Origin of the sequence: Pelomonas sp. KK5 (genome assembly GCF_001984095.1) — a bacterium.
Classification (GTDB): Bacteria; Pseudomonadota; Gammaproteobacteria; order Burkholderiales; family Burkholderiaceae_C; genus KK5.
Map to the genome: position 1 here is coordinate 15,565 of NZ_LYVQ01000034.1, position 21,510 is coordinate 37,074.

Consider the following 21,510-nt stretch of genomic DNA (forward strand, 5'->3'; position numbering starts at 1 on the left):
CCATGGCCAACAAGCGCGAATCCGAACTGAGCTATCCGTTGGGCGATGACCTGCCCGAACCCGGCGGCGTGATCGAACTGCAGCCGGGCGTCAGGTGGGTTCGCATGGGCCTGCCCTTCGCGCTGGATCACATCAACCTGTGGCTGCTGCGCGACGAGATCGACGGTCGCGAGGGCTGGAGCATCGTCGACTGCGGCGTCTGCAACGACGCGACGAAGGCGAACTGGGAGCAGGTGTTCGCCAAGCACCTGGACGGCCTGCCGGTGCTGCGCGTGATCGTCACGCACTTCCACCCGGACCACATGGGCCTGGCGGCCTGGCTGACCGAGAGGTGGAGCGGACGCGCCGCCGGGCCGCCCCAAGGCGCGGCCAGCCCCCTCGGGGGGCAGCGCAGCGCCAACGCCGCAAGCGTGGGGGCAGACCAGCAATGCCGGCTGTGGATGAGCGCCACCGACTTCAACCTCGCCCGCCTCGCCAGCCAGAGCACGCAAGGCATGGGCGGCTCGGCGGCGGCCGACTTCTTCGCCAGCCACGGCCTGCTGGATGAGGAATCCCTGGCCAAGATCCGCGCCCGCGCCAGCTACTACCCGAGCATGGTGCCGGCGGTGCCGGCGAGCTTCCGCCGCATCATGGACGGCAGCACGATCGCGATCGGGGGCAAGACCTGGCACTGCATCGCCGGCTACGGGCACGCGCCCGAGCACATCAGCCTGCATTGCCCCGAGGCCGCCCTGCTGATCTCCGGCGACATGGTGCTGCCGCGCATCTCCACCAACATCTCGGTCGTCGACGTGGAGCCGGAGTCGGACCCGCTGACCCTCTATCTGGACTCGATCGGCCGCATGCTGGCGCTGCCCGCCGAGACGCTGGTGCTGCCCGCCCACGGCAAGCCCTTCACCGGCCTGCATGCCCGCGTGGACCAGCTGCGCGAGCACCATGCCGACCGCCTGGCCGATGTGATCGCCGCCTGCGCCGCCAAGCCCTGCCATGCTGCGGAACTGCTGGACGTACTGTTCCGCCGCAAGCTGGACCTGCACCAAACGACCTTCGCGATGGGCGAGTCGGTGGCGCACCTGAACGCGCTGTGGCTGTCGGGCCGCTTGACGCGGCAGCGCGATGCGGTGGATGGGGTCTATCGCTTCAGCGCCGCGGCCTGAAACATCGCCGCCGTCGACGACCCGTGAAGCTCGACGACGGCGGGACATTTGCCTTCTTGTCGGCACCAGACCCTTCCATGCTCGGGAGCTCGAGCTCCGCTTCGTGAAGGGGGCGCTCCTCCCGGAAGCGCCCGCGTGCCCGTGGTGACAGCGTGTAAACGAAAGTTTGCCCGGCTGACACTATCGCGCCAAGCCCCCCGAAGGTAGGAGCTGTTTTTCGCACAGATGATCGGTGAATATTCACCGATAAGCGCTGATGCAATCAGCCCGTCCCGATGGATTCGTCCTTGAGGCGGCCACGAGCCTCCTCGAAATCGGGCATCACCGAGCGCACCAGGTCCCAGAAGCGCGGGCTGTGGTTCATCTCGCGCAGATGGGCGAGTTCATGGGCGACGACGTAGTCGATGATGGACGGCGCGTAGTGGATCAAGCGCCAGTGGAGGCGGATGGAGCCGTCGGCGCTGGCGCTGCCCCAGCGCGTCTGGGCCGAGCTCAGGCGCAGCTGCTTCATCGTCACGCCCAGCTCGGCTGCGTAGTGCTGGCAGCGGGGCTCGAAGAAGGCCTTGGCGCGGCGCTGCAGCCAGGCCTGGACGGTGTCGCGGATCTGTTCCTCGGCGGCGGCCTGCGGCAGCCCGCCCACCAGCAGCGCGCCGCCCTCCTCGTCCAGCGTGACGCCGCTCTGCTCCGGCCTCAGCACTAGCCGCAGCGGCTCGCCGAGATAGGGCATGGTCGCGCCGTCGCGCCATTCGATGCGGCTGGCCTGCAGGCGCTGCGCGCGCTCGCGCTGCTCGACCAGCTTGCGCAGGATCCAGTCGGACTTGTGGACGAGCGCACTGTCGATGGCCGCCTGCGGCAGCCAGCGCGGCGCGCTGACGCGCAAGCCGTCGGCACCGACGATGAAGCCGATGCTGCGCCGGCGCGCGCGCTTCAGCTCGTACTGCACGCGGTGCTCGCCCAGCCGGGTCTCGCGCAGCGTGCCGGGCCGGTTCAGTGTGTCGGGCGGCGGCGCAACGGCGGGCTCGGCATCGAAGAGCGCGAGCTGCTTGTCCTGCAGCAGGTTGGCCAGGCGATTGGGCATCGTGGTCCTTCGTCCTCGCTCGATCAGGCCTGCGCGTAGGCTTCTGGGTCGAGACGGCGCATCTCCGCCTCGATCCAGGCCTGCACTTCGCGCATCATTTCCTGCGGCTCGCGGCCCTGCGGGCTGATCGGCCGGCCGATCGAGATGTCGACGACGCCGGGCCGCAGCAGGAAGCTCTTGCGCGGCCAGCAGCGCGCCGAGGTGGCCGCGATCGGCACCACCGGCACGCCGTTCTCGACCGCCAGCCGCGTGCCGCCGGTCTTGTATTCGCCGGCCTTGCCACGGGCGATCCGCGTGCCCTCGGGGAACATGATCACCCAGTGGCCGAGGCCCGCCAGCCGCTTGCCCTGCGCCGCCACCTTGGACCAGGCCTGGGCGCGCTTGCTGCGGTCGATGTGGATCATGTCCAGCCGCGCCATCGCCCAGCCGAAGAAGGGGATGTAGAGCAGCTCGCGCTTGAAGACATAGGCCAGCGGGTGGGACATCAGCGTCGGGTAGGCGAAGGTCTCCCAGGTGCTCTGGTGCTTGGACAGCAGGATCACGGCGCCCTGCCTGTCGGCGGCGCTGGGCAGGTTCTCCTCGCCCTGGATGCGCCAGCGCACGCCGCAGATGTAGCGCGCGCCAAGAACTGCCAGGCGCAGCCAGAACACGCAGCTCCAGTACACCGGATTGCCTCGCACGAACAGCGACTGGAGCAGCACCCAGAGCGCCACGGGAATCACGGTCAGGACCAGCCAGACAAGGAAAAGCGCTGAACGCAGCGCAGCAAGAACGATCAAGAAAACTCTCCAGGAGACGTGTCCGGGGCCAGCTTCTCGCCGCGGGCGTCGGCCCTGGCGCGGCGATCCTGCTGGACCAGGTGTTCGGCGAAGGCGCTGATGCTGGCATGCACCTGGGTGCCGGGCACTTGCGCCAGCATCGCGGCCAGTTGGGTTTCGTCCAGCGTGCCTTCCTTTTCGCTGCGGATCAGGTGAGGCACGCAGCCGGCGTTGCGGGCGGTCATGATGTCGCGCAACGAGACGCCCACCATGTGCACCGTCGACAGGTCCACGCCGAAGCGCAGGCCGATCTGCTCGATCAGGCCCGGCAGCGGCTTGCGGCAGTTGCAGCCTTCTTCAGGCGTGTGCGGGCAGAAGAAGACGGCGTCGAGCCGCCCGCCCTTCTCGGCCAGCAGCTGGTTCAGCCGCATGTGCACGGCGTTCAGCGAGGCCATGTCCAGCAGGCCGCGGCCGATGCCGGGCTGGTTGGTGGCCATCACCGTGTGCCAGCCGGCGTGGTTGAGCCGCGCCACGGCTTCGAGCGCGCCGGGCAGCGGCTCGAGCTCCTCCACCGACTTGACGTGGTCGTCGCGGTAGTGGTTGAGCGTTCCGTCGCGGCCGAGGATGACCAGCTTCATGCTGTGGTGGCCGTGATCGGAACGGGTGGGCATCGTGGGTTTCCTTCTTCTGACTCAGCTGGCCAGGCGCGCCAGGTCGGCGACGCGGTTCATGGCCTCGTGCAGCGTCTTCAGCAGGCCCAGGCGGTTGGCGCGCAGGGCGGCATCCTCGGCATTGACCATCACGCCGTCGAAGAAGGCATCGACCGGCGCCTTCAGGGCGGCCAGCTCACGCAGCGACGCGGCGTACTGGCCGGCCTTGAACTGTGCGTCGGCCTTGGGCGTTACGTCGCCGAGCGCGGCGGCGAGCGCCTGCTCGGCGGGCTCCTTCAGCAGCGCGGCGTCGATGCGGGCTTCCACCGCCTGCTCGCTCTTCTTCAGGATGTTGCCGATGCGCTTGTTGGCCGCGGCCAGCGAAGCCGCCTCGGGCAGCACCTCGAACTCGCGCACCGCCGCCAGCCGCGCGGCCACGTCGGCCAGGCGCTGGGGCTTCAGCGCCAGCACGGCGTCGACCTGCTGGGCGCTGTAGCCCTGCTCGCGCAGGCTGCCGGCCAGGCGCTCGTAGATGAAGGTGGACAGGGCTTCGCTCGGGTCCTGGATCAGCGCGCCGAAGGCCGGCAGCGCGGCGGCGATCAGCGCATCCAGGCTCAGCGTGCCGGCGCGCTCCGAGAGCATGCGCACGACGCCCAGCGCATGGCGGCGCAGCGCGAACGGGTCCTTGTCGCCGGTGGGCAGCTGGCCGATGCCGAACAGGCCCACCAGCGTCTCCAGCTTGTCGGCCAGCGCGACCACCAGGCCCGCCTCGTTGCGCGGCAGCTCGTCACCGGCGAAGCGGGGCTTGTAGTGGTCCTCGATGGCGAAGGCCACCGCCTCGCTGAGGCCGTCGTGGCGCGCGTAGTAGCCGCCCATGATGCCCTGCAGCTCGGGGAACTCGCCGACCATGTCGGTCAGCAGGTCGGCCTTGGCCAGGTGGGCGGCTTCGTCGGCCTGCTGCGCCAGCGCCGCATTGCCCAGCATGCCGGCGATGGCACGCGCGATCGCACGCACGCGCTCGACCCGCTCGCCCTGCGTGCCCAGCTTGCCGTGGTAGACCACCTTGGCAAGACCCGGCACCCGTTCGGCCAGCGACTTCTTGCGGTCCTGGTCGAAGAAGAACTTGGCGTCGGCCAGGCGTGGCCGCACGACGCGCTCGTTGCCGCCGGTCACCGCGCTGGCGTCGGCCGGGCGGATGTTGCTGACGACCAGGAACTGGTTGGTCAGCCTGCCGGCGTCGTCCAGCAACGGGAAGTACTTCTGGTTGGCCTTCATCGTCAGAATCAGGCACTCCTGCGGCACGGCCAGGAATTCGCGCTCGAACTGGCACAGCAGCACGTTCGGGCGCTCGACCAGGGCGGTCACTTCGTCCAGCAGGGCCTCGTCGTCGATTGGCTTCAGCGAGCCGGCGCGCTCGGCGAGCTGGCGCACGATCTCGGCGCGGCGTTCGGCGAAAGAGGCGATGACAGCACCCTGCTCGCGCAGCTGCGCGGCATAGCTGTCGGCGCTCTCGACGGCGATCGTCTCGACGGCGGCCTCGAAGCGATGGCCGCGGGTCTCGCGGCCCGAGTTCAGGCCCAGCAGTTCGACCGGCACGACCGCGCTGCCGTGCAACGCGACCAGGCCATGGACCGGGCGCACGAAGTTGACGCTGCTCCAGCCGTCCTGCAACTGGTAGCTCATCACCTTCGGGATCGGCAGCGCCTTCAGCATCTCGGCCAGCGCCTGCTGCAGGCCCTGGGCCAGGCTGGCGCCGGGCTGGGTCACGTTGGCGAACAGGGCCTCGGCCTTGCCGTCGGGCGCGCGCTCCAGCGGCGTGTCGGCCGCCAGGCCGCTGGCGGCCAGCTTCTTCAGCAGGGCCGGGCTCGGCTGGCCGTCGGCGCCGAGGCCCACGGCCACCGGCATCAGCTTTAGACGCAGGGCCTTGTCGGCGGCCTGCGCGGCAACATCGGCGATGTGCACGGCCAGGCGGCGCGGCGAGGCGAAGGACGTCACGACCGCGTCGGCCGCGGCGAGGCCTTGTGCCTGCAGCGAGCCGCTGATCAGCGACGCAAAGCTCTCGCCCAGCTTCTTCAGCGCCTTCGGGGGCAGTTCCTCGACGAAGAGTTCAATCAGCAGGTTGTTGGACGACATCACGCGGCCTTCTTCTTCTCGATCTGTGCAATCACTTCGTCAGCCCAGGCCTTGGGCGCCATCGGGAAGCCCAGCCGCGCGCGGCTGTCCATATAGCTTTGCGCGACCGCGCGGGCCAAGTTGCGGATGCGGCCGATATAGGCAGCACGCTCGGTCACGCTGATCGCGCCGCGCGCATCCAGCAGGTTGAAGGTGTGGCCGGCCTTCAGCAGCTGCTCGTAGGCGGGCAGCGCAAGCTGTTCCTTCATCAGCAGCTGGCTCTGCTTCTCGTACGCCGCGAAGGCGCCCAGCAGGAAGTCGACGTCGCTGTGCTCGAAGTTGTAGGTGCTCTGCTCGACCTCGTTCTGGTGGAACACGTCGCCATAGCTGAGGCCGTCGGTGAACACCAGGTCGTAGACCGACTCCTTGCCCTGCAGGTACATCGCCAGGCGCTCGAGGCCGTAGGTGATCTCGCCGGTGATCGGCTTGCAGTCGATGCCGCCGACCTGCTGGAAGTAGGTGAACTGCGTCACTTCCATGCCGTTGAGCCAGACCTCCCAGCCGAGGCCCCAGCAGCCGAGCGTCGGGTTCTCCCAGTCGTCCTCGACGAAGCGCACGTCGTTCTTCTTCAGGTCGAAGCCCAGCGCTTCCAGCGAACCGAGGTACAGCTCCAGGATGTTCTCGGGCGCGGGCTTCAGCACGACCTGGTACTGGTAGTAGTGCTGCAGGCGGTTCGGATTCTCGCCATAGCGGCCGTCCTTGGGGCGGCGGCTGGGCTGCACATAGGCGGCCTTCCAGGGCTCGGGCCCCAGCGCGCGCAGGAAGGTGGCAGTGTGGCTGGTGCCGGCGCCGACTTCCATGTCGTAGGGCTGCAGCAATGCGCAGCCCTGCTTGGACCAATACTCTTGCAGGGTCAGGATGATTTGCTGGAAGCTCAGCATGAAGTGCCGTGAAAAATTGTTAGATGAAGCAATATCGATTCTACGGGGCGCGCCTGCGAGAGGCCGCAAGGCCGAGCATCGCGAGGGCCAGCCCCCATAACGGCCACAGTCCGCAGACCGCCAGCCAGCGCGCGTAGGGCGTGCTGCCGCTGCGGCCCTCGACCTCGGCTTCGAGGATGCCGGGCACCAGGGGGTCAAGTCTTGCCGTCACGCGGCCGTGATGGTCGAGCACCGCGGTGGCGCCGGTATTGGTCGAGCGGATGAAGGGCCGCTGGAACTCCAGCGCGCGCATCTGCGAGAACTGCAGGTGCTGGTCCTGGATCATCCAGCGGCCGAACCAGGCCAGGTTGCTGGTATTGACCAGCACGGTCGCCGCATCCGGGCCGACCATGCTGTCCACGAAGTCCTCGCCGAACAGATCCTCGTAGCAGATCAGCGGCCGCAGGCGCTGGCCTTCGAGCACCAGCGGCGCCTGGGTGCGGCCGCGGGCCTGATCCTGCATCGGGATGCCCATCGCATCGACGAACCAGCGGAAGCCCGTCGGCACGAACTCGCCGAAGGGCAGCAGGTGGCGCTTGCCGTAGTCGTAGGGTTGCGCGGTGCCGAAGGCCAGCATCGAGTTGACGTAGCCCTCGCGCTCGTTGCCCAGGAAGGTACCCAGCAGCAGCGGGCGCTGCTGCGCCGCGCGCTGCAGGCGCTGCACATAGGCCGGCTCCAGGAACTCCAGCGGCAGCGGCGCCACCGACTCCGGCGTGACGACCAGTTGCCCGCGCGCCGCCTCGATCTGCTGCGCCAGGCGTTCAAGGTTGCCTTCGATCAGGTCGCGATCGAACTTCTCGTCCTGCCGGACATTGGGCTGCAGCAGCGAGACGCGCAGGTGGCCGGAACTGCGGGTGAACTCATCGGGCAGCGCCGCGCCCGCGCCGACCACCACCACCATGGCCACCACCGCTCGCCAGGACCGCGAGGCCAGGGCCGCCGCGCAGGCCGCCGCCAGCGCCGCGATGCCATAGACCCCGATCCATGGCGCCCACGCCGACAGCGGGCCGACCGTGTGCGCATAGCCGCTGGCCAGCCAGGGAAAGCCGCTGAACCAGGTGGCGCGCGCCAGTTCGGCCAGCAGCCAGGCAGCGGCGAAGACGGGCACGCGCAGGGTGCCGCTGAACAGGGCCGCCAGCGCCATCGCGCCGGCGTAGTACAGGCACAGGAACAGCGCCAGCAGCACCACCGCCAGCACCGCCAGCGGCGCCGGAATGCCGCCGAAGTCGTGCATGCTGATGTACAGCCACCACAGGCCCGAAGCCAGCCAGCCCAGGCCGAAGGCGCCGCCGAGCAGCGCAGCCCGGCGCGGCCGGGCCTCCCAGGCCAGCGCGAACAGCCCCGCCAGCGCCAGGATCTGCAGCCACCAGAGGAAGGTCGGTGCGAAGGCAGCCGTATGCACCACACCGGCCGCGCAGGCCAGCGCTAACGCCCATTTCGAGCGCATCAGCCGTCCGGCTGCTGGCTGCGCGTGACCTTGAACCAGCGCACGGCGCCGCCGCGGGTCAGCATCACCGCGAAGCGCAGGCCGTCGATCTCGACCGCCTCGCCGCGGCGCGGCACGCGGCCGTGCTCGTGGGCGACCAGGCCGCCGATGGTGTCGAATTCGTCCTGCCCGAAGCTGGCGCCGAAGGCCTCGTTGACGTCGGCGATGCTGGCGTCGCCGGCGACGCGCTGGCTGCCGTCGGCCAGCGTGTAGATGCTCTTGTCGCTGCTGCTGCCCTTGTCGTCGAACTCGTCCTCGATCTCGCCGACGATCTCCTCCAGCACGTCCTCGATCGTGATCAGCCCGGCCATATTGCCGAACTCGTCGATCACGACGGCCAGGTGGCTGCGGTTGGAGCGGAAGTCGCGCAGCAGCTCGTTGAGCTCCTTGCTTTCGGGCACGAAGACCACCGGGCGCAGCAGCGCGCGCAGATTCAGCTCCGGCGCGCGCTGGATCTTCAGCAGGTCCTTGGCCAGCAGGATGCCGATGATGTTTTCCTTCTGGCCCTCGAACACCGGGAAGCGGGAGTGGCCGGTGTCGATCACCAGGTTCAGCAGTTCCTCGTAGGGCGCCTCGATGTCCAGCAGGTCCATGCGCGGCGCGGCGACCATCACGTCGCCGGCGCTGAGCTCCGCCATGCGCAGCACGCCCTCGAGCATCTGCAGCGATTCGGGTTCGATGACTTCGCGCTCTTCCGCTTCGGTGAGCGTCTGGATCAGTTCGCGCTTGGAGTCCGGTCCGGGATGGACGAATTCCCACAAGCGGTTCAAGAGGCTGCGCGCCTGCACGGCGGGCGATTTCTGGCCCCCGCGCGACGGGGGCCGGCTAGACTGAGGTTCTGACACTGGGCTGCGTGTCGTGGTTGATATGGCTTGAAGAATAACCGATTGACACGACGCCTCCCCTTGCAACAAAGTCAATCGTCCCCATCTGGGGTGCTCTGCATTTCCGGTCCCGCATCATGTCCTCCACTCCCGGCCTCATCCCCGCCACCATCCTGACCGGCTTCCTCGGCTCGGGCAAGACCACCCTGCTCAAGCGCGTGCTGCACGAGGCCCACGGCCAGAAGATCGCCATCATCGAGAACGAGTTCGGCGAGGAGGACATCGACACCTCGATCCTCGTGACCGAGACCAAGGAACAGATCATCCAGATGAACAACGGCTGCGTCTGCTGCACGATCCGCGAGGACCTGCGCACCACGCTGGCCGACCTGGCCGCCAAGCGCCGCAAGGGCGAACTGGACTTCGAGCGGGTCATCATCGAGACCACCGGCCTGGCCGACCCCGGCCCGGTGGCGCAGACCTTCTTCATGGACGACGAGGTGGCCGAGAGCTTCCTGCTCGACTCGATCCTCACGCTGGTCGACGCCAAGCACGCCGAGGATCAGCTGAACACCCGCCAGGAGGCGCGCCGGCAGGTGGGCTTCGCCGACCAGATCTTCATCAGCAAGGCCGACCTGGTGGACGCTAACGCCATTTCCGAGCTGACCCACCGGATCAAGCACATGAACCCGCGGGCGCCGGTGCAGACGGCCCACTTCGGCGAAGTCGAACTGGCCAAGGTCTTCGACCTGCGCGGCTTCAACCTGAATGCCAAGCTCGAGATCGACCCGGACTTCCTGAAGGCCGACGACCACGACCACGATCATGACCACCACCATCATGACCACGATCATGAGCACGGCGAACACTGCGACCACCCGCACCACCATGCCCATGACGACGACGTGAAGTCCTTCGTCTTCAAGTCCGACCGCCCCTTCAACCCGGTCAAGCTGGAAGACTTCCTGGGCGCGATCGTGCAGGTCTACGGCCCCAAGATGCTGCGCTACAAGGGCGTGCTGAACATGAAGGGCACGGACAAGAAGGTGATCTTCCAGGGCGTGCACCAGCTGATGGGGTCCGATCTGGGCCCGAAGTGGATGCCTGGCGAGACGAAGACGAGCAAAATGGTTTTCATCGGCATCGACCTGCCCAAGGAGATCCTGATGCAAGGCCTGGAAGGCTGCCTGGCATAGGTTTTGCCGTAGGTGCCGAGGGGCCGCCGAGGCCGGGGATTGGCGGGTTGCACAACGTGGCTACAATCCGCCGCGCCCGAGAGGGCCTTCCGCCCCAGGTGGACCCAGGTGGACCCGTAGCAATATCTAGAGCAGAGACCACAAACTGCCTAGCGAGGAGCGAAACGTGAACAAGACACCGGCATCGAAGACCGCAGCCCCGACGGCCGCCCCGAAGGCACCGAAGGCGACCAAGGCGAAAGCCGAGGCGGTGGATTCGTCCGCCGCCGTCGCCACGCTCGACCCCCATCCGCCAACCCAGGGCAGCAGCCGCTTCGCCGACCGCTTTGCGCCGCCGAAGCCGCCCACCCGCCAAACAGACAGCCCCGTGATCGAAAGCCCCCGCACCGCCTCCAAGGCCGACCCCAAGCTGGCCAATGCCTGGAAGACCAAGGCCGGCCATGAACTCAGCGACGCCGAAGTCCTGTCCATGCCGGACTCGGAGTACATGAACGCCAAGCAGATCGAGTTCTTCCGCCGCAAGCTCACCGAGCTGAAGGAAGGCGTCCTCTCCAACGCCGGCGAGACGACCGAGCACCTGCGCGAGGACACCTCCATCGTCCCCGACCCGGCCGACCGCGCCACCATCGAGGAAGAGCACGCGCTGGAGCTGCGCACCCGCGACCGCGAGCGCAAGCTGCTGAAGAAGATCATGCAGTCGCTGGCCCGCCTGGACAGCGGCGACTACGGCTACTGCGACGAGACCGGCGAGCCGATCGGCCTGGGCCGCCTCATTGCCCGCCCGACCGCCAACCTGTCGCTGGAAGCGCAGCAGCGCCGCGAGCTCAAGCAGAAGATGTTCGGCGACTGAGCGGGCAAGCAGCAAGCGAGCCGCCGCGCCCCTCCCTCTTCACACGACGCACCTAACGAGCAAAGCCAGCGCATGAGCGATCCGAAGGACGGCGAGAGTTTCTTCCGCAAGGTCGCCCGCTTCGTCGCCAACCCGACGACCGACTGGTCCGAGATCAACTCCCGCCAGGATGATCCCGAGAGCGACCTGAAGAAGGCCGAGGTGCGCGCCATGGTGGAGCGCAAGCGGCGCAACGACTTCGTGCGCAAGCGCGAGCTCGACATGCTGCGCCGCATCCGCCGCGAAGGCCTCACGCCCGAGCAGCTGGCAGCGCTGGGCTCCTCGCCGTCGCGGCTGGAGGAAGTGGAGCGCAGCGACAGCGGGCTAAATTCCAAGATCGATCCGCGCGTTAAGGACAAGATCGACGCGATCGAGCAGCAGATGGTGGGCGAGAAGTTCTCCTCCACCCACGCGCAGAACCAGCACAGCTCTGGCTTCTTCGAGACGACGACGCGGCCGGTGCACTTCGCCGGCCCGACGCCCGAGGCCATCGACGCCTCGATGCAGAAGACCGAGCCGATGCCGCTGACGACCTCCACGCCGTCGGATCCCCAGCCGTATACGCCGCCCTATTCGGCACCTCAGTCGCCCCCGTTCGCCCCGCCGGTCCAGTCGCCGGAACCCTCGACCTTCGCCAATTTCTCCAGGACGCCGACCAGCAGCCCGCTGCCCTCCTTCGCGCCCTCCGGCGGCCGCAACGGCGGCAGCGGTCATCCGCGGGTCAGCGAGTACGTGTCGCGCGAGGAGCGCGAGCGCCTGGAAGCCAGCCCGCCGCCGGCCCACGTGACGATGGGCACCGGCATGTCCCCGCTGTCCGACGCCAAGGCCGCCAGCGTGCTGCCCGCCTCGCTGACCGAGGACCTGCCGCCGCTGGACATGACGCCCGACGACCTGTCGCTGAGCTTCAGCGCCGTGGAGAAGCACGTCGCCTCCGACCTCAGCGAGATGGTCCACGACCCGGAGCTGGACGAGGCCGTCATCGCCTTCGCCAACGCCGACTACGAGACCAGCGAGCGGATCCTGGTCGAGCTGGTGCGCAAGGGCGGCGCGCGCAACTTCCACGGCGAGACCTGGCTGGTCCTGTTCGACCACTACCGCGCCACCGGCGTGCAGGCCAAGTTCGAGGCGCTGGCGCTGGAATATGCCCAGCAGTTCGGCCTGTCTGCACCGCAGTGGTTCTCGATGCCCAAGCTGGTGGCCGATGCGGTCAAGAGCGTGCGCAAGCCAATGGGCTCGGCCGGCGGCGTCGCCTGGACCGCGCCCGAGTTCCTGCAGGTCGAGTCGGTCAAGCAGCTGCAGACCCGCTGCGAGAACATGCCCATGCCCTGGGTGCTGGACTGGGCACCGCTGCGCCAGCTGGACATCGAGGCCTGCGAGGCGCTGCGCCAGCTGTTCCGCATCTGGGCCGAGCAGCAGATCGACATGCGCTGGCTGGCCGGCGACCGCTTCCTGCAACTGCTCAAGGACCTGGCGCCGGTCGCCGTGCGCGACGTGGACCCGGCGCTGTGGATGCTGCGCCTGGAGGCGCTGCGCCTGGTCAACCGGCCCGACCAGTTCGACGAAACCGCGATCGACTACTGCGTGACCTACGAGGTCTCGCCCCCGTCCTGGGAGCGGGCCAAGTGCCGCGTGCGCGTCAGCGGCCAGGGCCTGTCGACCAGCAGCTCGCCCTCCCCCAGCACCGTGCCGGCCACCGAATCGCCGTCCACCAGCTTCATGGAATCGCAGATCAGCGAGGCCACCCAGCTGCCCACCACCGTCGAGCTGGAACTCAGCGGCCAGCTGAGCGGCGACATCTCCGAGACCCTGCGCCTGATGACCGGCGAGATCGGCGCCGCGCCGATCGTCACCGTGGTCTGCACCAAGCTGATCCGGCTGGACTTCATGGCCGCCGGCGACCTGCTGAACTGGGTGCTGGCGCGCCGCGGGGAGAACCGCACCGTCGTGTTCAGCGAGGCGCACCGCCTCGTGGCGCTCTTCTTCGGCGCGATGGGCATCAACGAGCAGGCCCGCGTCAAGATCCGCCAGGTCTGAAACGACGATCCCGTCGTTGAAATGCGGGGCTCCGCCCCAATCCAGGAAGTCTATGGACTCGAACCAATCCCCCGTCTACCACGGCACGACGATCGTCAGCGTGCGCCGTGGCAATCAGGTCGCCATCGGCGGCGATGGCCAGGTCACCCTGGGCACCATCGTCGTCAAGGCCAGCGCGCGCAAGGTGCGCAAGCTCTACCACGACAAGGTGCTGGCCGGCTTTGCCGGCGCCACCGCCGATGCCTTCACGCTGTTCGAGCGCTTCGAGGCCAAGCTGGAGAAGCACCAGGGCCACCTGGTGCGCGCCGCCGTCGAGCTGACCCGCGACTGGCGCACCGACCGCGTGCTGCGCCGCCTGGAAGCGATGCTGGCCGTGGCCGACCGGACCGCCTCGCTGATCATCACCGGCAACGGCGACGTGCTGGAGCCCGAGCAGGGCATCGTGGCGATCGGCTCCGGCGGGGCCTATGCCCAGGCCGCCGCCAAGGCGCTGCTGACCCACAGCGAGCTGTCCGCGCAGGACATCGTCAAGCAGTCGCTGGTGATCGCCGGCGAGATCTGCATCTACACCAACCTGAACCACACGATCGAGGTGCTGGAATGAGCTCGATGACGCCGCAGGAAATCGTCTCCGAGCTGGACCGCCACATCGTCGGCCAGAACAAGGCCAAGCGTGCCGTCGCCATCGCGATGCGCAACCGCTGGCGCCGCCAGCGCGTCGATGAAAAGCTGCGCGGCGAGATCACGCCGAAGAACATCCTGATGATCGGCCCCACCGGCGTCGGCAAGACCGAGATCGCGCGCCGCCTGGCCAAGCTGTCGGGCGCGCCCTTCATCAAGGTGGAGGCGACGAAGTTCACCGAGGTCGGCTACGTCGGCAAGGACGTGGACTCGATCGTGCGCGACCTGGTCGAGATGGCCGTCAAGCAGGAGCGCGAGGTGCAGATGCGCCAGCAGCGCACCCGCGCCGAGGACGCCGCCGAGGAGCGCGTGCTCGACATCCTGGTGCCCGGCTCCGATGCCGACAACACGACCCGCCAGGCGATGCGCAAGCGCCTGCGCGAAGGCGCGCTGGACGACAAGGAGATCGAGGTCGAGCTGCTGGAGGCCAAGCCCTCGATGGAGATCCTCGGCCCCCAGGGCATGGAGGAGATGGCCGAGCAGCTCAAGGGCATGTTCGCCAACCTCGGCGGCAACAAGCGCAAGGCGCGCAAGCTGAAGCTCGGCGAGGCGCTGAAGCTGCTGGTCGAGGAGGAAGCCGCCAAGCTGCTCAACGAGGACGACATCAAGACGGCGGCCCTCAATGCCGCGCAGGAGATGGGCATCGTCTTCATCGACGAGATCGACAAGGTCGCCAGCCGCGCCGAGCACGGCGGCGCCGACGTGTCGCGCCAGGGCGTGCAGCGCGACCTGCTGCCGCTGGTGGAGGGCACGACGGTCAACACCAAGTACGGCATGGTGAAGACCGACCACATCCTCTTCATCGCCTCGGGCGCCTTCCACCTCAGCAAGCCCAGCGACCTGATCCCCGAGCTGCAGGGCCGCTTCCCGATCCGGGTGGAGCTGGACTCGCTGTCGGTGGACGACTTCGAAGCCATCCTCTCCAGCACCCACGCCAGCCTGGTCAAGCAGTACCAGGCGCTGCTGGCCACCGAGGGCGTCACGCTGGCCATCCAGCCCGACGGCATCCGCCGCCTGGCCCAGATCGCCTACGAAGTGAACGAGCGCACCGAGAACATCGGCGCGCGCCGCCTGGCGACGGTGATGGAGCGGCTGCTGGACCAGATCAGCTTCGACGCACCGAATCTCGGCGGCCAGTCGCTGGCCATCGGCGAGGCCGAGGTGGATGCCAAGCTGGGCGAGCTGGCCAAGAACGAAGACCTGTCGCGCTTCATCCTGTAGTTCAGAGCGCCAGCCGGTGCGACTGCAGCGCCAGCAAGCCGTCGAACAGCAGCGGCTCGATCAGCTCGTGCTCGACCCCGTCCAGCGCCGGTGACACCTTCCAGCCCGCGCCGCCGGTCATCAGCGTCAGCGGCTCGTGGCCGGCGCGCTGCTTCAGGTGGCGGTGCATGCGCTCGATGGCGCCGGTGATCGCGTAGTTGCCGCCGCTGGTCAGCGCGTCCGAGGTGTTGGTCGGGAACTCGCGCACCTCGCCGGTGGGCACGCGCAGGCCGGCCGTGCCGCCTTCCAGTGCGCGCAGCATGATGCCGTGGCCGGGCAGGATCAGCCCGCCGAGGAAGTGGCCGTCCGCATCGATGGCGTCCACCGTCACCGCGGTGCCGATCATCACCACCAGGCAGGCCCGCGGTTCTTCGCCGCCGCGCTGCAGCACGTGCCAGCGCGCGCCGATGTGGGCGATGAAACGATCCGCACCGAGGCGCGAAGGGTGGTCGTAGCCGTTGGTCACGCCGCCGCCTGAAGCCGCCGAGACGACCCAGCGCGGCGGGATGTCCCACAGCTCCAGCTGCTCCTCGACGCGGCGGCGCACCGCATCGCCGGCGACGTTGCAGCCGAGCACGCTGTGCGGCGGCGCCAGGCCCTTCCAGTCGCCTTCAGCCAGTTGATCGATGTTCTCCAGGAACACCGCACCGTGGGCCAGCACCGCTGCACCAGGCTGAGGCGAGGCGTACTGGGCCCACTTGAGGCGGGTATTGCCGATGTCGATGGCCAGGAAGCTCATGGAAATGCAATGGAGTTTTTTGACAACTTTGCCAGCCTAACAGCATCCGTCAGCGTCATCGGCGCTTCAATTTGGGGCAGACCCGGCCGATACTGAAGATGGAGAAGATGGAGTACGAGGTCCCGCCCGGCAGCGACCGACGGCGGGTGGACACGGGCCGGCGCACGACCCGCACAAGCGACGACAACCATGAAAACACTCACCATCGCCGCCAAGCTCTGGCTCCCCGTGCTCGCACTCGCCGTCATCGTGGTCCTGATGACCGCGGGCTCCGCGATACGCACCCGCGGCCTGCTCGAGAAGGCGCAGGCCCAGCAGGAGGAACAGCAGAGCAAGTTCGAGCTGGCCCTGCGCTGGCGCGGCCTCACCGAGACCAATGCGGCTCGCGCGGCCGCCGGCATCCTCAGCACCGATGCCGCCGTGGCGCAGACCTTCAAGCCGGAGATCGAGGCCACCACGGCGCGCATCTCCGAGATCCAGAAACAGATCGAGGCGATGGCCGACAGCGAGGCCGAGAAGGCCGCGATGGCCAAGATCGCCAGCACCCGGGCCGCCTACATCGCCGTGCGCGGCGAGGTCACCAAGCTCAAGGCCGGCGGCGATGCCGCCGCCGCCTCGGCCGCGCTGAAGGAGCGCATGCTGCCGGCCATAACGACTTATCTCGACGCACAGCAGGACTTCGTCAACCTGCAGAAGACCCGCTCCGACACGCTGCGCGTGGAGGCCGGTGCCGAGCGCATGCGCACGGTCTGGATGTCCGGCGGGCTGATGGTCGTGATCGTCGGCTGCATGGCCTTCGGCACGCTGCTGCTGGTGCGTGCGATCAGCACCCCGCTGGCCGACCTGGCGACCCAGGCCCAGCGTATCGGCGACGGCGACCTGAGCGCCCCCATCGACACCACCCGCAGCGACGAGATCGGCGGCGTGCAGCGGGCCCTCGCCTCGATGCAGGATGCGCTGAACCGCGTGGTCGGTGAAGTGCGCCACAGTGCCGACAGCATCCAGACCGCCAGCTCCGAGATCGCCAGCGGCAACCAGGATCTCTCGCAGCGCACCGAGCAGACCGCCTCCAACCTGCAGACCACGGCCAGCTCGATGACCCAGCTGACCGGCACCGTGCGCCACAGCGCCGACAACGCCGCCACCGCCAACCAGCTGGCCAGCACCGCTGCCGAGGTGGCGCAGCGCGGCGGCGAGGTGGTGGGCCAGGTGGTCTCCACCATGGACGAGATCAACGCGAGCTCGAAGAAGATCGCCGACATCATCGGCGTCATCGACGGCATCGCCTTCCAGACCAACATCCTCGCCCTGAACGCCGCGGTGGAGGCCGCCCGCGCCGGCGAGCAGGGCCGCGGCTTCGCGGTGGTGGCCGGCGAGGTGCGCTCGCTGGCCCAGCGCTCGGCCGAGGCGGCGCGCGAGATCAAGGCACTGATCGGCACCAGCGTGGACAAGGTCGAGACCGGCGCCCGCCTGGTGCAGGACGCCGGCAGCACGATGGGCGAGATCGTGGCCAGCGTGGGCCGGGTCAGCGACATCATCGGCGAGATCCGCGCCAGCGCGGTCGAGCAGAGCGAGGGCATCGGCAGCGTGAACGGCGCCGTCGGCCAGCTGGACCAGATGACGCAGCAGAACGCCGCGCTGGTCGAGCAGAGCGCCGCCGCGGCCGAATCGCTGCGCGAGCAGGCGCGCAAGCTGGCCGGGCTGGTCAGCGGCTTCAAGCTGCGCGGCGCGATGGCCGTGGCGCCGGCGCGGGCCCCTGCTCCGGCGCCGAAACCGGCCATCGCCGCGGCCGCGCCAAGACCCGTCGCCGCCAAGCCGATCGCAAGGACGCCCGCCAAGCCCGCCGTCCGCGCCAAGCCCGCCCCTGGCCCGCTTCCTGCAGCCCGTCCCGGCGCGCCAACCGTGGTGGCGGCCAGTCCGGCCGCCGATGGCGACTGGGAGACGTTCTGATGTCGCTGCGCCAATTGCGGATCCGGGCCCGGTTGCTGCTGGGCTTCGGCCTGATCCTGCTGATGACGGCCGTCCTCGTCGGCATCGGCGCCTTCGGCCTCAACGTGGCGCAGAACGCGCTGTTCGGCATCACCCACCAGCTGATCCCGACCAGCAACATCACCGTCGGCGCCCGCACCAAGCTGATCGAGAGCCAGGCTGCCACCGCCACCATGGTCGCGTCCATCTTCAACGACGAGGAGATGAAGAAGGCCAAGGCACGCTGGGACGCGGCGCAGAAGGACCTGGACAAGTCGATGGCGGACTTCGCCGCCATCGTCAAGGCACCCGAGCAGAAGAAGAACCTGGACGAGTTCCGCACCCGCATCGAGGCCTACCGCAAGGCGGTGGAGCCGGCCGCGGCCACCCTGCTCTCCAACGGCTTCGCCGAGGGCAAGGACGCACTGGAGGCGATGCGCAAGGGCGATGCCGCCTACGACCCCGCCCGCGCGATGCTGGAAGGCCTGGAGGCCACGCTGGCCAAGAACAGCCAGACCGTGTTCGAGAAGGTGGACTCGGTGATCAGGACCATCTTCGGCGGCCTGATCATCGCCTTCGTCGTCTGCTGCGTGCTGGGGCTGGTGCTGGCCTGGCGCGTCTCGCGCTCGATCGTCGAGCCGATGGACGAAGCCAGCCGCTTCGCCGAACGCATCGCCGCCGGCGACCTGCGTGCCGCCCCGGCTGCGCAGGGCGCCGACGAGGCCGCCGCGATGATGCGCGCGCTGGCCTCGATGCAGGGGGCGCTGGCCGAGATCGTCGGCCAGGTGCGCGAATCGTCGGAGAGCATCCAGGTGGCCAGCAGCGAGGTGGCCAGCGGCAACCTCGACCTGTCCAGCCGCACCGAGCAGACCGCCAGCAACCTGCAGCAGACGGCCAGCTCGATGTCCGAGTTGACCGGCGTGGTCGGCCAGAGCGCCGAATCGGCCAACACCGCCAAGCAGCTGGCCGGCACCGCCGCCGAGACCGCCGGCCGCGGCGGCGAGGTGGTGTCGCGGGTGGTCAGCACGATGGGCGACATCAACAGCGCCAGCAAGAAGATCGCCGACATCATCGGCACCATCGACGGCATCGCCTTCCAGACCAACATCCTGGCGCTGAACGCCGCTGTCGAGGCGGCACGCGCCGGCGAGCAGGGCCGCGGCTTCGCGGTGGTGGCGAGCGAGGTGCGCTCGCTGGCCCAGCGCAGCGCCGAGGCGGCGCGCGAGATCAAGGCGCTGATCGGCGCCAGCGTGGACAAGGTCGAGGCCGGCACCGTGCTGGTCAGCGACGCCGGCAGCACGATGAGCGAGATCGTCAGCTCGGTGCAGCGGGTGGCCGACATCATCGGCGAGATCAGCGCCGCGGCCAGCGAGCAGAGCAGCGGCATCGGCCGCGTGAACGGCGCCGTCGGCGAGCTGGATCAGATGACGCAGCAGAACGCCGCGCTGGTCGAGCAGAGCGCCGCAGCGGCGCAGTCGCTGAAGGAACAGGCGCAGCGGCTCAGCGGCCTGATGAGCCGCTTCACGCTGACCTGAACATCGTCAAGTCGCCGGACGGTTACTTGTAGCAGTGGAAGACGTTGGCCTTGGACAGGGCGACGTCGTACTGCGAATCGCTGCCGCTGACGTACTCCATCAGGATCTTGATCGAGGCCTTCTCCAGCGCCTCCTTCAGCAGCTTCTTGCCCGCGTCGTCGAGGTTCTTGACCGACACGTCGGTGGCCATGCCGCCGATGTGCGGAAAGCCCGGCGACTTGCCGGCCTGCTTCATGATCTCGGTCTTCCACCAGGCGAGCTGGTCCTTGTCGAGGTCCTTGCGCTTGGAAGGCAGCTTGTCCTTCAGGTCCTTGAACTTGGCCAGGAAGTTCTTGACGATGTTCGGGTAGTTCTTGGGCCGCTCGAGGATGAAGTCGAGCTGGTCCTCCCAGGTGCGTTCTTCACCGCTGATGTAGGCCTTGCCCTTGAGCTTCTCGTTGGCCGCGTCGAAGTCGGTCAGCACCTTCTGCACATCGTTCTTGATCGCCATCGTTTCTCCTCCCCCCTTTTCCTCGAGTTCCCGTCAACCCAGTGCGCCCTGCGCCCGCGCAAAGCGCCAGCTGCGCAGGACCTTGCCGTCGTCATCGAGCAGGTCGACGATGAACACCTCGGTCAGATGCATCGCCACGGAGGTCTTCCCCCAGTGCGAGACGCGCAGCCGCGGCCGGCCGGTGGCATCGTTCATCACCGCCAGCTGCTGCGCATCGGCCAGCGTGGGGATCGCGCCGGTGGGGCTCAGCTCGGCGTCGTAGTCCTTGCCGAAGGCCTTGCGGAACTCCGCCTGCCAACCCTCGCGGTAGGCCCGCACGCCCGCCTGCTCGGCCAGGCTCAGCGGCCGCGGCTGGCCGGCCACCGAGGTGTCGGCCTGCAGCGGCGGCAGGCCCGCGACGGCCAGCACCGGCATCGAGGCCGTCACCGGCACCGAGGCCTCGTAGCCCAGCAGGCCCTGGTCGGGCTCGCAGTGGTCGGGCATGCCGGCGGCGAAGTAGTCCTCGAAGTCCTTGTTGGCGACGTAGTGGGCCCCGGAGGCCGCGGGTGGCACCGCCGCCGCGGCGGCGGCGCAGGCGGCCGGCAGAAGAGGCGCGTCGATCCCGCCATAGCCCGGCGGATACAGCGGGGGCAGCGTGCGCGGCTGGCCGGCCTCCAGCGCCGCGGGCAGCGCCATCCGCCCGGGCGTGTGCAGCGGCAGCAGCGCCAGCTGTTCCGGCCAGGGGCCGGACTTGCGCTCCTCGGCCGGCTGCAGCACCACCAGCCGCGCCGGGTAGACCTGGCCAATCCACGCCTCCGGCTCCAGCGCCCGCGGGGCGGCGCCCACACCTTCCTGCAGCGCCATCGGCCGCAGCAGGAAGAGCCAATACAGCAGGCCCGCGGCCAGCACCAGCGCGGCGCCCGCGGTCCAGTTGCGTTGAGCGCTCATCATCAATAGGGGAGCTGTTCCAGCACCTCTTGCGGCCAGGCGTTGTCCAGCACCTGGTGGGCGGCCTGGGTCGGGTAGATCGCGTCCAGTTCCCACTGGCCGGCGGCATTGCGGCGGAACCAGGGATCGGCCATGTAGCGCACCGTGTTGCCGCGGCCGCGCGGGCCGTCGTGGTAGTTGCTCTGGAACTGGATCACCGGCTCGCCGCCGGCATCGGTGAGACGGGCCAGCCGGCCGCCGGCAAGCAGCTGCACCCGCAGCTCGCCCAGGCTGGCCAGCGGGCGCAGCGCCAGGCGCGGCGGCAGGCTGCCGTCGGCGCGGCGGGCGACCGGCGGATGGGCGCCGCGCTCGTCGTCGCGGGCGCGCTGGCCGTCGCGCGAACGGGCGCGCGCCTCCTCGTCCTTCAGGAAGGCCTCGGGCGCCTTGTCGCCGGGCAGGGCCTGGGCGGCCGCCACCTGCAGCAGCTCGTCGGCCCCGGTGTAGGGCCGGCCGCGCAGCTCGCTGGCCTGCACGAAATCCTTCATCGAGGCCTTCATCGAGGCCGCGGCGCCCGCGGCCAGCGGCTTGCCGGCCTGACTGTCGAGCTGCTTCCAGAGGCTCTCGACGGCGGCCTGCAAGCCCGCCTTCGCGTCGGCGCCGGCCGGCGCGGCCTGCGTCCAGGCCCAGGCGGGGCCGCTCCAGGCGAAGCTGCCGCTGCCCGCGGGCGCCAGCAGCTCGCGCTCGGGGAACACCGTGCCCAGGTCCTT

The 21,510-nt window shown here is 69.0% G+C and carries 19 protein-coding genes; 8 read left to right on the forward strand and 11 right to left on the reverse strand.

The features are described from left to right. Positions 1-2 precede the first annotated feature (2 nt). Positions 3-1,157, forward strand: coding sequence for an MBL fold metallo-hydrolase (locus B0W88_RS07405; protein ID WP_077034023.1), 1,155 nt, complete (start codon positions 3-5; stop codon positions 1,155-1,157). A gap of 262 nt (positions 1,158-1,419) precedes the next feature. Here the strand turns inward: B0W88_RS07405 and B0W88_RS07410 are convergent, their stop codons facing one another. From B0W88_RS07410 to B0W88_RS07440, 7 genes are read right to left on the reverse strand one after another with little or no spacing between them, the layout of a single operon-like run. Next, positions 1,420-2,235 carry a M48 family metallopeptidase gene (locus B0W88_RS07410; protein WP_077034024.1) on the reverse strand — a complete coding sequence of 272 codons (816 nt, stop codon included), beginning with the start codon at positions 2,233-2,235 and terminating at the stop codon, positions 1,420-1,422. A gap of 23 nt (positions 2,236-2,258) precedes the next feature. Next, on the reverse strand, positions 2,259-3,014 hold the full coding sequence (locus B0W88_RS07415; RefSeq protein ID WP_233151645.1) for a 1-acyl-sn-glycerol-3-phosphate acyltransferase: 756 nt from the start codon (positions 3,012-3,014) through the stop codon (positions 2,259-2,261). Further along, positions 3,011-3,664: a D-glycero-beta-D-manno-heptose 1,7-bisphosphate 7-phosphatase gene (gmhB, locus tag B0W88_RS07420; RefSeq protein WP_233151646.1), complete on the reverse strand. Its 654-nt coding sequence runs from the start codon at positions 3,662-3,664 to the stop codon at positions 3,011-3,013. Before gmhB ends, B0W88_RS07415 begins: the two co-directional genes overlap by 4 nt. A gap of 21 nt (positions 3,665-3,685) precedes the next feature. Beyond that, complete coding sequence (gene glyS / locus B0W88_RS07425; protein ID WP_077034025.1) at positions 3,686-5,776, reverse strand: glycine--tRNA ligase subunit beta; 2,091 nt, start codon at positions 5,774-5,776, stop codon at positions 3,686-3,688. Then, entirely contained in the window at positions 5,776-6,696 is a 921-nt protein-coding gene (gene glyQ / locus B0W88_RS07430; protein ID WP_077034026.1) for a glycine--tRNA ligase subunit alpha, read from the reverse strand. The genes glyS and glyQ overlap by 1 nt, the downstream gene beginning before the upstream one ends. A 40-nt stretch (positions 6,697-6,736) precedes the next feature. After that, positions 6,737-8,182 (reverse strand): apolipoprotein N-acyltransferase, encoded by a 1,446-nt coding sequence (lnt, locus tag B0W88_RS07435; RefSeq protein ID WP_077034027.1) that lies wholly within the window; start codon positions 8,180-8,182, stop codon positions 6,737-6,739. Next, positions 8,182-9,066: a transporter associated domain-containing protein gene (locus B0W88_RS07440; RefSeq protein ID WP_077034028.1), complete on the reverse strand. Its 885-nt coding sequence runs from the start codon at positions 9,064-9,066 to the stop codon at positions 8,182-8,184. Before B0W88_RS07440 ends, lnt begins: the two co-directional genes overlap by 1 nt. A gap of 116 nt (positions 9,067-9,182) precedes the next feature. Between B0W88_RS07440 and B0W88_RS07445 the strand changes: the two genes are divergently transcribed. From B0W88_RS07445 to hslU, 5 genes are all read left to right on the forward strand, one after another. Then, on the forward strand, positions 9,183-10,241 hold the full coding sequence (locus B0W88_RS07445; protein WP_077034029.1) for a GTP-binding protein: 1,059 nt from the start codon (positions 9,183-9,185) through the stop codon (positions 10,239-10,241). 166 nt (positions 10,242-10,407) lie between these two features. Beyond that, entirely contained in the window at positions 10,408-11,091 is a 684-nt protein-coding gene (dksA, locus tag B0W88_RS07450) for an RNA polymerase-binding protein DksA (protein WP_077034030.1), read from the forward strand. A gap of 72 nt (positions 11,092-11,163) precedes the next feature. Continuing rightward, positions 11,164-13,164, forward strand: coding sequence for a hypothetical protein (locus tag B0W88_RS34380; RefSeq protein WP_077034031.1), 2,001 nt, complete (start codon positions 11,164-11,166; stop codon positions 13,162-13,164). 52 nt (positions 13,165-13,216) lie between these two features. Beyond that, positions 13,217-13,768 carry an ATP-dependent protease subunit HslV gene (hslV, locus tag B0W88_RS07460; RefSeq protein WP_077034032.1) on the forward strand — a complete coding sequence of 184 codons (552 nt, stop codon included), beginning with the start codon at positions 13,217-13,219 and terminating at the stop codon, positions 13,766-13,768. Then, on the forward strand, positions 13,765-15,066 hold the full coding sequence (hslU, locus tag B0W88_RS07465; protein WP_077034033.1) for an ATP-dependent protease ATPase subunit HslU: 1,302 nt from the start codon (positions 13,765-13,767) through the stop codon (positions 15,064-15,066). The genes hslV and hslU overlap by 4 nt, the downstream gene beginning before the upstream one ends. A 1-nt stretch (position 15,067) precedes the next feature. On the opposite strand, the gene B0W88_RS07470 is transcribed toward hslU, so the two are convergent. After that, on the reverse strand, positions 15,068-15,844 hold the full coding sequence (locus B0W88_RS07470; protein ID WP_077034034.1) for a type III pantothenate kinase: 777 nt from the start codon (positions 15,842-15,844) through the stop codon (positions 15,068-15,070). A gap of 189 nt (positions 15,845-16,033) precedes the next feature. Here B0W88_RS07470 and B0W88_RS35170 point away from each other — a divergent pair, with 189 nt between their 5' ends. Both B0W88_RS35170 and B0W88_RS35175 read left to right on the forward strand, forming a co-directional pair. After that, positions 16,034-17,794, forward strand: a complete 1,761-nt coding sequence (locus B0W88_RS35170; protein ID WP_077034035.1) for a methyl-accepting chemotaxis protein — start codon at positions 16,034-16,036, stop codon at positions 17,792-17,794. Continuing rightward, positions 17,794-19,347 carry a methyl-accepting chemotaxis protein gene (locus B0W88_RS35175; protein WP_077034036.1) on the forward strand — a complete coding sequence of 518 codons (1,554 nt, stop codon included), beginning with the start codon at positions 17,794-17,796 and terminating at the stop codon, positions 19,345-19,347. Before B0W88_RS35170 ends, B0W88_RS35175 begins: the two co-directional genes overlap by 1 nt. A gap of 22 nt (positions 19,348-19,369) precedes the next feature. Here B0W88_RS35175 and B0W88_RS07485 read toward each other — a convergent pair whose 3' ends face one another. The 3 genes from B0W88_RS07485 to B0W88_RS33515 all read right to left on the reverse strand — a co-directional run. Next, positions 19,370-19,837 carry a hypothetical protein gene (locus tag B0W88_RS07485; RefSeq protein ID WP_077034037.1) on the reverse strand — a complete coding sequence of 156 codons (468 nt, stop codon included), beginning with the start codon at positions 19,835-19,837 and terminating at the stop codon, positions 19,370-19,372. A 33-nt stretch (positions 19,838-19,870) separates the two neighbouring features. Next, complete coding sequence (locus tag B0W88_RS07490; protein WP_158080818.1) at positions 19,871-20,764, reverse strand: hypothetical protein; 894 nt, start codon at positions 20,762-20,764, stop codon at positions 19,871-19,873. Between the two features lie 2 nt (positions 20,765-20,766). Further along, a partial coding sequence (locus B0W88_RS33515; protein ID WP_158080819.1) for a hypothetical protein occupies positions 20,767-21,510 on the reverse strand: 744 nt, incomplete at its 5' end.